This window comes from Wolbachia endosymbiont (group A) of Volucella inflata, from assembly GCF_947250665.1.
Lineage (GTDB): Bacteria > Pseudomonadota > Alphaproteobacteria > Rickettsiales > Anaplasmataceae > Wolbachia > Wolbachia pipientis.
The window spans coordinates 549072-562407 of sequence record NZ_OX366338.1 but is presented as its reverse complement, the minus strand read 5'-3'; the positions used below and the strand labels follow the sequence as shown (position 1 = coordinate 562407).

The 13336-nt window shown below is 35.4% G+C and carries 10 protein-coding genes and 1 pseudogene; 8 read left to right on the top strand and 3 right to left on the bottom strand.

All coding sequences use genetic code 11. From position 1 onward, the window contains the following. Positions 1–80: 80 nt before the first annotated feature. The 3 genes and pseudogenes from OOK85_RS02805 to OOK85_RS02795 form a co-directional block, all read right to left on the bottom strand. The gene (locus OOK85_RS02805) at positions 81–1418 is read right to left on the bottom strand and encodes an IS110 family RNA-guided transposase (protein ID WP_264702686.1); all 1338 of its coding nucleotides are present in this window, start codon (positions 1416–1418) and stop codon (positions 81–83) included. Positions 1419–1651: 233 nt separating this feature from the next. Then, positions 1652–2598 (bottom strand): annotated as a pseudogene (locus OOK85_RS02800) (IS110 family RNA-guided transposase). Between the two features lie 505 nt (positions 2599–3103). Further along, positions 3104–6583, bottom strand: coding sequence for a UvrD-helicase domain-containing protein (locus OOK85_RS02795; RefSeq protein WP_264703910.1), 3480 nt, complete (start codon positions 6581–6583; stop codon positions 3104–3106). A gap of 82 nt (positions 6584–6665) precedes the next feature. Between OOK85_RS02795 and OOK85_RS02790 the strand changes: the two genes are divergently transcribed. From OOK85_RS02790 to pstB, 8 genes are all read left to right on the top strand, one after another. Continuing rightward, a complete protein-coding gene (locus tag OOK85_RS02790; protein ID WP_264703908.1) occupies positions 6666–7532 on the top strand; it encodes a 4-(cytidine 5'-diphospho)-2-C-methyl-D-erythritol kinase in 867 nt (288 codons plus the stop codon). Positions 7533–7535: 3 nt separating this feature from the next. Then, positions 7536–7892: an Mth938-like domain-containing protein gene (locus OOK85_RS02785; protein ID WP_264703905.1), complete on the top strand. Its 357-nt coding sequence runs from the start codon at positions 7536–7538 to the stop codon at positions 7890–7892. 1 nt (position 7893) lies between these two features. Continuing rightward, positions 7894–8703, top strand: a complete 810-nt coding sequence (locus tag OOK85_RS02780; protein WP_264703903.1) for a metal ABC transporter permease — start codon at positions 7894–7896, stop codon at positions 8701–8703. Between the two features lie 131 nt (positions 8704–8834). Further along, positions 8835–8963 (top strand): hypothetical protein, encoded by a 129-nt coding sequence (locus OOK85_RS02775; RefSeq protein ID WP_264703901.1) that lies wholly within the window; start codon positions 8835–8837, stop codon positions 8961–8963. A 62-nt stretch (positions 8964–9025) separates the two neighbouring features. Further along, positions 9026–10018 carry a DNA polymerase III subunit delta gene (holA, locus tag OOK85_RS02770; protein WP_264703899.1) on the top strand — a complete coding sequence of 331 codons (993 nt, stop codon included), beginning with the start codon at positions 9026–9028 and terminating at the stop codon, positions 10016–10018. A 169-nt stretch (positions 10019–10187) separates the two neighbouring features. Then, positions 10188–11222, top strand: coding sequence for a Fic family protein (locus tag OOK85_RS02765; RefSeq protein WP_264703896.1), 1035 nt, complete (start codon positions 10188–10190; stop codon positions 11220–11222). Positions 11223–11724: 502 nt separating this feature from the next. Next, on the top strand, positions 11725–12510 hold the full coding sequence (dapB, locus tag OOK85_RS02760) for a 4-hydroxy-tetrahydrodipicolinate reductase (RefSeq protein ID WP_264703894.1): 786 nt from the start codon (positions 11725–11727) through the stop codon (positions 12508–12510). Further along, positions 12507–13265 carry a phosphate ABC transporter ATP-binding protein PstB gene (gene pstB, locus OOK85_RS02755; RefSeq protein WP_264703893.1) on the top strand — a complete coding sequence of 253 codons (759 nt, stop codon included), beginning with the start codon at positions 12507–12509 and terminating at the stop codon, positions 13263–13265. The genes dapB and pstB overlap by 4 nt, the downstream gene beginning before the upstream one ends. Positions 13266–13336: the final 71 nt, after the last annotated feature.

Below are 13336 nucleotides of genomic sequence, written 5' to 3'. Positions count from 1 at the left end.
TTCTCCATTTTTTACCTATTAGGCTAAACTACCATCTTTTTCTCTCTTTTCATATTTTTTGTCCACAGAGCCTAAGAAACTCACTCAACTAACTCTTCTTGTTGAACTAATATGTAGCCAAATTCGCTCGCTTTTTTGATCAAATTTTTTACAGTTCTATCTTTATAGCGTGTTTCATAGTATTCCATTCCTTTTTCTACATATTCCTGTCCGTATTTGAGCATACTATAAAATATGCATGCCATTTTTCTTGCAGTAGCTGTTATTGCTTTTGGTGCTCCTAGTCGTTTTTTCAATCTTCTGTAGTATGCACCCAACGCACTTTTACTATTTCCTACAGAATGAGCAGCTATTCGCAAAGCATTTGCAGCACGGTTAATGACTTTACGTGTTTTTGTGTTAAACACTTTTTCCCCTGTAACTTTATTAGCAGGACTGAGTCCCAACCACGATGAAAAGTGCTTTTCTGTTGGCCATTTACTATGGTTTATACCAACTTCTGAAACTATGGTTTGTATACTTAATACATCAAATCCAGGAATTTTAGTGAAATCCATACCAGTTATTCGGTGCAGTTCCTCATACAAAGCAAAGCTTGGCTTACTTTTGCTATTTTTATTCTTTTGCTTACTTAGCTGTTTGCTTTCACAAGACTTTGTTTCAAACGTTTTGTAATAGGCCTCAATGTTTCTATCACACTCTGCTATTTTTTCTTGATAAATATTATATAGTTCAAATTCTTGCTTTAGCGTGAATAAGTGTTCCTCTCTATAATCACCAGCTAACGCTTTTGCAATAGTAGACTGATCATTTTTTATTCGTGCATCCCTGAATTTAGCCAATTTCTCAGGATCTCTTTCGCCTTCAATTATAGCTTCAATGATTTTCATACCAGTTATCCCAGTAATATGACTAATAACCTTGTGTAATTGTATATTCATTTGAATTAATGCCTTCTGCATACGCAGAATATGTGTAGATGCACTTTCAGTGAGATTTTTGCGTTGCCGCACGTAACTGCGCAATACACACATCTGATTATCTGGCCTAAACGATCCATGAAGCAGTCCGTAGCTATGCAGTTGTTGGAGCCATTGGCAATCTTGAACGTCAGACTTCCTACCAGGTACATTCTTTACATGCCGTGCATTTACCAATCTTACCTCGAATTTGTATGACTCAAGTATTTGAAATAAAGGAATCCAATATACTCCTGTTGATTCCATAGCTACTGTTGTAACTTTACACTTTTTCAACCACTGTGCTAAGTTATGAAGGTCTTCAGTAAAGCAGCCAAATTTCTGAACGCGTTGTTCATCTCTTCCTTCAGGTACACACACATAGTGTACAGCTGAACCAATGTCTATTCCTGCTGCATTAGGATTCACTATTTCTAATTTACTTTTTGCTTTTTTCATGGTATCAACTATGTTTTTTTAAATTTTTTGAATTTAGTCTTATTACAACTCTTGTTTATAACTTTGTATTTTTATTCAATTAAAAAATGTATTTTTGGCAACAAAAACCCTAGTTTACTACAGAAAGAAATTTATATCAAACAACTACCACTGCTTAGACCGTATGGTTGATGAATATGTGCTTTAAATTTGTGTGGGCGCACATATTCATCAACCTATTTTCTATACAGATTTTAAAAATTTACGTTGACTGCTTCTTTAAGTCTTGCATTAGCAATCACTATAATTTTATGCATTAGAGCTGTTATAGCTACCATCTTTTTTTACCTCTACCAATGAGATCAGAATAAAAAGCACCAAGTACAGATTTAGACTTTGCAGCAGCCATAGCAGCAGTAAAAAGCTTTGCACGAACATTGCTTCTACCACCTGTTATCCTTCGGTAACCAATAGTTTTACCGCTTTCTTTTGGATGCGGGGCAACTCCAGCAAGACTTGCAACTTCTTTTTTGTTTAAGTAGCCAAGTTCTGGCATCAGGCATACAAAATCTTGAGATAACTTGATACCTATTCCCGGTACTGTTCTAAGTATTTTTTGGCGCTTTTGTAACTCTAGATTTTCATCAATGATTTTTTGTATTGCATTATTGATCTCATTTATCTGACCGTTAAAAAAGTCAATGGTTTTTTGGCAACTTTCTTTTATATGCTCGTTTTCAGGTGCTTTCAGTCTACATTTCTCTTGAACTCTCATTTGTGTAATGTCATCACGTCGTTGACAAAGTGCAACTAAGGCTGTTTGTTCTTTTGACATAGGCACAAATAGAGATAGAGTACTATAGCGTTCACATCCATATTGAGCAAGAGCTCTTGCATCTGATTGATCAGACTTTGCTAAAGTTCCATGAGATATGACAAAGCTTTTTACTTTGCGAGTATTAGCTCGATGTACAGCAACATTCTTATCAACAAGAAAATGTGCTAAGCCAAGCTCATATTTTCCAGTGTTTTCCAAAGTTACTAGAGAATTAGGTAGGATATCTGAAAATTTTTGAAACAACTGTTGCCAACCAGTAGCATCATTGTCAAACTTGATAGTGCTCTTTTGGTTGTGAGTTGCGGCAACATTTTTAAATTTTCCGATATCAATTCCAATGAAATTTTGATAAGATGTAATCATAATAAATAACCTCGATAGTTTAATTAATTTAAGATTGTAAACGGGTGCATACATATGTCCCATGCAACTATTCAAACGTATCGAGAGATGGGGCTAGTGTACCTTGATCTGAACGGTTGTAATACCAATGGCTCTTCGGTCGCACATGCCCGTGATAGCCCTATTCCTATAGTGAGTAGGGTTATCTTTCCCTCTTATCTCTTTTATATCACATTTTTAACTTACAACTCCTACATATAATTTGTAATAGGGAAACGCTTCAGCTTGGAACGGTTGATAGTACAATCTCCTAACCGAGGTAGTCTAAATGACTCCATCAATGATTTGACCGTTCCTTCCAAAACCATCCTTGCATACGGGCACTTAGGCACCATTGAAAATGTCGGTCATAACTGCAAAGGCGCTCCCTGTACAACTATACTTGAAAACTACTAAAAACTTAAATTTGTGTGTTTCTTTCTGATTTGACAGATTTCGTCTGTTCGATGCTTGCAATCAAGTTTCGTTAAAAGTCAGATTGAATGGTTAAATCTTCCACCCAAATAACCACGCACTCTACTTGCTTGTTTGGATATATTTCTTGTACTAAGGTTTTATAGATTAACATCTGTTTTTTTATTTCATTTAATAAGGAAACAGAAACGTTACGGTGTGACTTGTAGTCAATTATGATTGCTTTATCTTGCGTTATGCATAGCCTATCTAGTCGTACTAATACTGACTTACCATCAATTGTTCCACTCAGTGTAATCTCTGATTTGCCTTCTAAGTCAAACAAATAGCCATATTTTTCATTAAAGGCCAATATTTTATTGTAAATTTCATCCTTATCTTCGCTGGTGTTTATATTGTCAAGATATTTTCTGACCCAGTTTTTTCTCCTGTCTTTCTCTATCTTAGGCATATACTGCAATATGCTGTGAATGATCAGGCCTCTTGCATAACCATCTGTCATCCCAATGCTCCTTGTTGTCATTCCAGCACTCTCATCTGTCATTCCAATACCCCTGTCTGTCATTCTAATACCCCTATTTGTCATCCCAGTGCTTGACACTGGGATCCAGGCCTTTTTTTCTCCAGGTTCCAGCGTCACGCGCTGGAATGACGAAAGAGAGTGCTGAAATGATACCGAAGAGTGAGCTGACACTTGTTCTCCTTCTTTTTTACTGGATCCCAGTGTCAAGCACTGGGATGACAGGGGAGGACGCTGGGATGACAGGAAAGGGTGTTGGAATGACGAAAGAGGACGCTGGGATGACACCGAAGAGTGGGCTAAAGCTGGTGGAAGGGAAATGACCGGAACGTCAAAGTAATCACGTTTTTTATAAATGTAAGGGTAGTTTGCGTTCACACATAGCACTTCAACTTTTTCTTTAAATATTGGCTGTAAGTATGATTGTTTCTTTTCATATGATGTTCCATACTGAGTGATTAGATCATACCAAGAGCCCTTTTGCACTGGCTCTTTACTTAAGATGTATAACTCATCTTCAGCACGCGTGAGTGCTACGTATAATAAACGCAAATATTCATTATAATCCTCTAGTTTTTTCTCTCTTTTTACTTGATCGCAATAAGCGTTGTTGTTTTTTCCACACCAAAATGGCACTTCTGTTCCATCAAAGATAATGCTTTCACTGTTTCTTGGCACTGTGTTTGTATCAACCAAAAATACTATGGGAGCTTGCAGACCTTTTGATTTATGAATTGTCATTATTCGCACAGCATTGCGTTCTGATTGCATATCATTCTTAATCTCTGGGTTATTCTCCTTGATCCATTGAACAAATGCTTGAAGAGATGGATTTTCAAATTGCAACACAAGGTTCATAAATTCGTCTAGAACCTCAAAGCACTCAAGACCTAGCCTTGCAGCAAATTTCTTCTTACCTGTACGCAATATATGTGTAAATAGTGCAAGAGGAGACTCTGTGCGAGATAAGTTAATGAGATAGTTTAATTCACTATAGATAACCACAGAATAATCGTGAATTCTTTCCCATAGTGAATGCTCTTTACGATCATATGCAATGTTAAATAAATCATCCTCGGTAAAATTGAATAACGGTGATTTTAAAGCATTTGCAAGAGCTAGATCATTTGCCTGGAGGAGTAAAAATTCGGCCAAAGCTATTAAGTACTGCACGGCTATATAGTCCATAATTCTAAAATAATCCCGGCCTACAACTGGCACGTTTGCTTTTTTAAGTTCGCTTATTATGTAATCAACTAATACGTTTCGTTGTCGTACCAGAACCATAATGTCTCTTGGTTCTATATGGCGATCTTTAGCGACTAAAATCCGCCCTTCGTTTAACCAATTGTGAATTCTGTTAGCTATTGTTTGAGCAAGTAATCGATCTGCTATTGTATAACCTTCCTTGCATGTCAGAGGAATTTGTAAAGCTTGCTGTTCTTTCTCTTTGCGCCTTGGTAACGCTGGCCAAATTTCAATATATCCTTGGTCATTTTCTCTATGTGGAACATGTTTTATTTCATTATCATTAAAAGATATTTCTGCGCGGAAGTTATTAAATATTCTATCTACAAGCATCAAAACTTCTGGAGTTGAACGAAATGACTTTTCAAGTTGGCATGATATCCAATCTCTACCACCAGTTTTCGTATGAAAGTATTGTTGCATATAGTTGAATAGATGGGGATTTGCTCCTTGAAATCTGTATATGGATTGTTTTACGTCACCAACTACAAATAAGGTTCGCTTTTCATCATTACCGGCAAAAAATTCATCGCAGAGATTTGTTATAATTTTCCACTGGCTGATGCTATTGTCTTGTGCCTCGTCAACAAGGATGTGATCTATTTTTTGATCCAAGTTAAACAATATCCAATCTTTATAGTTTGGATTGCTGAGAAGATTTGTTGCTAAGTTGATTATATCATTGTAGTCAAGCAGTGCATTTTTTGATTTTTCACTATTATATAAATCAACATATACTTTAAATATACCAAGTAAGCTACTGGTTCTCTTGAATATTTGATAAGAGTTCATGTCTCTTATATGGGTAAATACTACATTCTGAACGCTCTCTATTATTTGCTCTGCATCTTTGAATTTCTCCAAAACACTTTTTGTTGCAATGGATGATATGCTCTTTTTTTCGTGCGATTCTGATTTTAGAAATACCTTGGCTAGGTTTTCTATTTTGGTGTCATTCCACTTTATTCCGGTGTCATCCGAGTAGCTGACACTGGTTCTTTTTTTCTGGATCCCAGCTGGGATGACAGTAGAATAAAGTATTTCACTGTAACTCTGATCTCTTTTACTGCCTTCACTTAATATCTCGGCTAGTCTTCCCACGTGCTCAATTGTTTCACTCTGTAAGTCATGAATTTCATCTGGGGCGCTCAATTTATCTTTGATATATTTCGAATCATTTGCTGACATCGATCTTTTTACACATAAAGTATAAAGCAAATCGCGTAGTTTATTTTCATCAATTTCAGTTGCAATGAAGTTTATACTATCTTGCACAGTTTCGTTATGAAGCACTTTATTGAATATGATGGAATGTAATTCTTTGCATTCGCTCAGCGTGCAATTTGGAGCAATGCCAGCTTCTATAGGAAAGCTGGAGATTAATTTGTAACAGAAAGCGTGTATGGTTTGTATAGTTAGACCAAGATTTTCCAGTTCAGAGAAAAGCCTTCTTGCTCTTGTTAAATAATCTTTATTTTTTCTGGATCCCAGTGTCACGCACTGGGATGACATCGGAAAGAAATCTAGTTGTTCCAGATCCATTATTAATTCACTCTCTGAGCATATTGCCCACTTACTGAGTATGCTGTGAATGCGATTCTCCATTTCGTTTGCTGCAGCATTGGTGAATGTTAAGCAAAGAATATTTCTTTTGTTTTCTAATAAAAGTCTCAATGCTCTGTCTATTAAGATTTTTGTTTTGCCTGTACCAGCGGACGCATTTACCCACACAGAGAAATTAGGATTTATGGCATTTGATCTCATCAGAAGTGCGAGAACCTTATATAAAGTTGACTAAAATAGCATTATACATATAATGTAAAAATAGTGTTAGTGAAGATATATAATGAAAAGTTTTTGTGTAAAGGCACCTGCAAAAATCAATCTTTTTTTGCATGTTGTAAATAAAAAGGAAACAGGATATCACTTGATTGAAGGTTTATTTGTCTTTGCTAATCTCTCTAATTTTTTGGAAATAAAAGTAGGTGAGAAGGATTCTAGATACGATAACTCTACAGTTGAATTTATAAACTCCGAGTCTAGAATAAATAACCAGTATAACACTGTAACGAAAGCGGTTAATCTGCTGCTTAGGCATGCTCCTGTACGGACTAAAGTCACTGTAAAGGTTGTAAAAAACATACCAATTGCTGCAGGACTTGGTAGCGGATCCTCAGATGCTGGAGCTGTGGTACGTACGCTAGGGAAGCTGTGGGAGATTGATAGGACGATTTTAAATGAAATAGCCTTAAACGTTGGTGCTGATGTTCCCGCAAGCGTAGATAGCAAGCCAGTTTTTGTTAGAGGTATTGGCGAAGAATTATGCCACATTAAAAAATTCTCTTTACCTACAAATGTGGTGCTTGTGAAACCGAAAAAAAGGTTTTTGAGTACACCAGAGGTATTTTCCAAACATGAAGGAAAATTTTCTGAGCCAATTAAATGGAGCGATGACGCTGAAAAGGATTTGTTGAAGCTTCTTAAAGAGACGAGAAACGATCTTCAAGAAATAGCAATAAGCCTTGTACCTGAAATTAAGGATGTGATATCAACACTTGAGTCACAAGAAGGCTCTATATTTTCTCGCATGTCGGGCAGTGGTGTATCATGCTTTGGAATATTCGATAGTAAGGAAAATGCAAAAGTTGCTGCAGTTAATATCGGAAAAAAGCAACCAGAATGGTGGGTATGCAACACTCAATTAATAGTTTGACTTATGCCCTTAATTTCCGAGAATAAAAATCTTATAAATGGTTACAGGGAAGGAAAATTTTTGGTGAATAATAGAGAATATTGTGGCTCAATTATAGTTTTTCCTGAAAAGGTGATAAAATTGAAAGAAAGTGATATAAACAGCAAGGAGTATTTTGAATCTTTTTTAACAGAGGAAATAGAAATTTTGTTAATAGGTACTGGTAAAACACGCAATATACTAAGTTCTTCAGTGAAGTCCTATCTTATGGAACAAAAAGGTTTAAATTTTGAATTTATGACAACAGGTTCTGCATGCAGAACCCATAACGTTTTAATATCCGAAGATAGATTTGTTGTCAGTTATCTAATAGACATATAGCATGTTTGAAATGTTTACCCAGGATTTTTTCATCAACAGTCTAGTTGCAGTAGTCGTAATTAGCCTAGTAACAGGCGCTTTAGGATCGTTTATGATATGGCAAAGGTTATCTTATCTTGGTGATAGTTTGTCCCATTCTTCATTGCTTGGTATTGCACTTGCTTTAATCTTTAAGATTAGCCCATCGCTTAGCATAATGCTCATTGCAATTACATTTGCTATACTACTTTCTCTTAATTTTAACAGATTATATTCTGCTGATACGATATTGAACATTGTTACCAATGTAGTTTTATCATCGAGTTTAATACTTATGTCTTTTCTTCCATCTGGCAATAATAGTATTATTAGCTCACTGTTTGGTGATATATTAACGCTCGATCAAAGTGATATAATATCGATTTTTTTAACCTCTCTAATAGTTACTTTGATATTAATATTTAGATGGCGTTATTGGTTAATGATTTCAATTAATCAAGATTTAGCAGTAGTTGAGAAGATTAATGTCAATTTTGTTAGACTAGAATTTTTAATCACTCTTGCTATATTTATAGCAATTGCTGCCCAATTAATAGGGATATTACTCATTGCTGCATTTTTGCTAATACCAGCAGCATCTGCAAGGCTCATTTCGAAAACTCCGATGCAGATGATTATTGTTGCAACAGTTTTTTCTGTGATTTCTGGGATATCAGGTCTGATGTTATCTGCAAGTTTTGATTTGTTAACTGGTCCTGCAATTATACTTGTTGCAGCTGTATATTTAATTATCGCTTATTTTATAAGGCTAATATTAAGTAGGTTGGCTTAATTTTAGTCTCGAATGTTAATAATTTTGTAATATACTCATTATAAAACATCACTATCTTAGCACAAAATAGTTTTTGCTATACTATTATTTATATGCTAATGATAAGTTGTTAATTTTATGGAGTAAGCAATATGAGCGAAGAAGGATTTTTTTCTAAATATATAGTACAACCTATGAAAAATTTTTACAATAAGTGTGCTTCTTTTTGGAGGAAGGATGCGTCAGATGATGTAGCAGGTGATGTGCATAATATTGCATAAGAAAGCTCCGAGTCTTTGGATACTCATGTACAGTCAAATGAGAATGATATCATATAGATAGCATGAGGGTCACACCATCCAAAGTTAAAAAATTCCTAGAGAAATCTGATGCTTTAAGTGGTGTGTTAATTCATGGAAGTGATAACAGTAAGGTTGGTTTTTATGTACAAGAAATAATTGCTAATTTGGATGAGTATTCAGTTCAGGTGATGGATTTTGCAATAGTGAATAAGTCACCCAGTTTACTGTTTTCTGAATTGGCAAACATTTCGATGTTTACCAGCAAAAAATTAATTAAGCTGATAAATGTGAGTGGAGGTATATCCAAGGAGTTAAAAAATGTATTGGATTATAACGCAAGTGGTCATTATGTAATGATGGTAGCAAGTGATCTTCCATATAATTCTGCGACTAAAAGTTATATGGAGAGTTCAAAAATTTTTGGTGTGATTGCTTGCTATAAGGACAGCAACAGCAATCTTTATGACATTATATCAAGTTACTTAAAACAAAATGATATAAAATGCACAAATGAGATAATCTACCATTTGCAATCTTACTTTAATCATAGCAAGCTGCCTATATGTTCAGAACTTGAGAAGTTAGTTTTATACTTAGGGGAGAGAAAAGACCTAAAACTTACTGATATAGAATTATGCTTTTCAACTTCCGGCAACGACTATGCTACACTTGATGATCTATGCTCTGCCATAGCAAGTAAAGATATGTCGCGTTTCATTAGAATTTCTGATGCATTGATATCGCAAGAAAATTTTTCACCGATAGCACTAATTCGCATTATATCAAATTATTTCCTACGCCTTGAAACCGTTTTGCTGTCAGTGCAAGGTGGAATGAGTGAGCAGGCTGCGATTGATCAGCTAAGCCCTCCATTGTTTTTTAAACAATTGCAGAGTTTTAAATCTCATTTGAAAAGTTTGCAACTTTCAGAACTTAAGAAGATCTTGGAAAAATTGATAAGCTTAGAAGTTACCTGTAAAAAAACTGACTTGGATCATAAAATGATTTTTCAACATGCACTGACGAGTAGCTGACTACTCAGATCCAGCCTTTCTTATAATTTCATCAAAATGTTGTATTTTAACATAAAATAGCTGCTTTTATGCCTACCAAAATTCATTCTTTAGTGTGTGTCTCACAAGTATTCTTTGCTAATAGGATATTTTCGAATATAATTGAATATAACTAGATAAAAATACAGATATGTTTGACATTTCAAAAATTGTAATAACACCTGAAATGTTAAAATTAGTTGCTGAAATTGATGAATTTAAAGGAGCATGGCAATTGTTTGGTAATTTAGCTCCAGAACGTTTACAAATGCTCAAGAAAATTGCAACAATTGAAAGTATTGGTTCTTCTACTCGTATTGAAGGGGCAAGATTATCAGACCGTGAAGTTGAGCAATTACTATCCAAACTTGATACACGCTCATTTCGTTCTCTAGATGAACGGGAAATAGCCGGATATGCGTATGTGTGTGAAGAAGTATTTCAAAACTTTAACAAGATGCCATTTACAGAAAACACTATAAAACAGTTTCACATCTGGCTTTTACAATTTTCATATAAAGATCAAAGGCACATGGGAGAATATAAAAAATTCCCCAATCATGTTGAAGCGTTTGATGAATCTGGAAAAAGCTTGGGCATAGTTTTTGAAACAGCCTCTCCATTTGAGACAGCAACACAAATGCAAGAACTTATTTATTGGACTAGCCAGCAATTAGAGGTGAAATCGTTACACCCTCTATTAATTATTGGCATTTTTATAGTTACTTTTTTAGCTATTCATCCCTTCCAGGATGGAAATGGCAGATTATCACGCATTCTCACAACTTTCTTGTTACTAAAGTTAGGGTATATCTATGTACCTTACAGTTCCCTTGAAAGTAATAAGGAGAGTTACTACTTAGCTTTGCGTCGTACTCAACAATCCTTGAAGACGAGCAGCTATGATTTTAATCCATGGCTTATATTCTTTTTAAGGTCACTACAAAAGCAAAAATTTCATCTTGAACAAAAGGTGTCACATGAAAAAGTGTTAAATTTCTATTTACCACCACTTTCTGCTAAAGTATTAGCACTACTCAGCAAACATGGACGTCTTACAATTAAGGATTTGGAAAATATTACTAAAGCAAACTGCAATACCTTAAAGAAGCACGTATCTAATCTCGTAAAGAGTAATCACATCACTCAGCATGGAAAAGGCAAAGCAACCTGGTATGTAATATAGAGCTCAATAGGATATGTATTCATTTTGAATTGTTAAATTATTCAGCTATAGAATATAGATCACAGCTGTACAAACATTGTAGTTTGAGCCCACTAGATCCCAGTGCCCTATTCTTGTCATCCCAGTGCCCAGACACTGGGATCTCATTTTACTTTATAATGATGTCATGAAAGTAGCTGACACTGGGATCCAGAAGACTTAATTTCAACCAAATAATAAAGGCTAGATCCCAGTGCCCAGACACTGGGATCCAGAAAAGTTTGCTTGTAAGCAAGCAAACTAGCATAGAAAGTGGTTACAACGTTTTCGATGAGATTGCAGAAAGGCTAGATTCCAGACTGGAATGACATCGTTCACTATGTACCATATTGCAATAGTTGTGGTCAAGGCACTGGGATCTGGTAGACCCAAATTGCAGTGTTCGTACAGCTATAGAATATAGATCAGAAGTGACAGAGCTTAAAAAAAGGCCTAATATTCTTAATAAACGCTAGAAAGCTTTATGAAAATCAGAGTTGGAGTAATAGGCTGCTTAGGCAAAATGGGCAAGAAAATACTCAATGAATTAATTACAAATACCAAAGTGGAAATAGCAGGTGCTGTTGCCCGTTCAGGCAGTAAGTACATAGATTCAGATATTGGACCAATTATAGCCAATCTAGGAATCAAGGTTACAAGTTCTATTAGTGGCATATTTGAGTTATCCGACGTTGTAATAGATTTTACAACTAAAGAATGTATGTTAGACTGCCTTAAAGCAGCTGTAAAATTTAAAACACCGCTGGTTAGTGGCACAACTGGAATAGAAGGTGTCGATTTGAAAGAATATGCTGCTGAAGTTCCAATATTATGGTCAGCAAATATGAGTGTTGGGGTTAATGTATTGCTGAAATTGGTAAAAAAAGCTGCTGAGCTTTTAGGTAATGAATATGACGTTGAGATTTGGGAAATGCATCATAACTTAAAAAAGGATTCACCATCTGGAACAGCTATAGAACTTGGCAAAACAATTGCTAACGCTTCAAAAGTGGATTTTCAGTCCAATCAATATTTACATAGTGGTTCAAACATAAGGAAAAAGGGGGGAATAGGTTTTGCAGTATCTCGTGGAGGTGGAGTAATAGGAGATCACAGCGTGATGTTTGTTAATTCTGATGAACGGATAGAACTAAACCACAAAGCAATTGATCGCACAACATTTGCTAGAGGAGCTGTTCAAGCAGCAGTATGGCTATACGAAAATAAAAGAGAAATTCCGGGGCTCTATTCAATGCAGGATGTGATATGAGCAATACACGTGCCTCTGTTAAAGATTTAAATCTCTGGTACGGCTCTAAGCAAGTTTTATTCGATATAAATTTGAATATTTATAAAAGAAAAGTTACTACTTTTATCGGACCATCCGGGTGCGGTAAATCAACATTTTTGCGTTGTTTTAATCGTATGAATGACTATGTACCAGGTTGCAAAACTGTTGGTGAATTAGATATCGATGGGCTGGGTGATATATATTCACGCGATATGGATGTTGTACTACTTAGAGCAAAAGTTGGTATGGTATTTCAAAAGCCAAATCCTTTTCCAAAATCAATATATGATAATGTTGCTTATGGGCCAAAATTGCATGGTATGGCGAAGGATAAGCAAAAATTGAATGAGATGGTGGAAAATAGTTTAACCAAGGTTGGTTTATGGGAAGAATTGAAGGACAGATTGCAAGATAGCGCACTCAATTTATCCGGTGGCCAACAACAGAGGCTATGCATCGCTCGCGCAATTGCAGTGAAGCCAACTATTTTATTAATGGATGAACCGTGCTCTGCTCTTGATCCAATGGCAACCAATGCAATCGAAAATCTTATACAAGAGCTGAAATCAAGATTTACTATAATTATGGTGACTCATTCAATGAAGCAAGCTAAAAAGTTATCTGATAGTGTAATTTTCTTTCATAATGGCAGAATTGTTGAGTCTGGAAGCACTCAAGAAATATTCGAAAATGCTCAATCTCCCTTAACAAAGGAGTATATCCTGGATCATTAAATTTCTGACCTTACCCAGAAAAAGTGGAGAGAAAGAAAGGAGTTTTTTCGGGTAAAATAAAATTTTGGAGG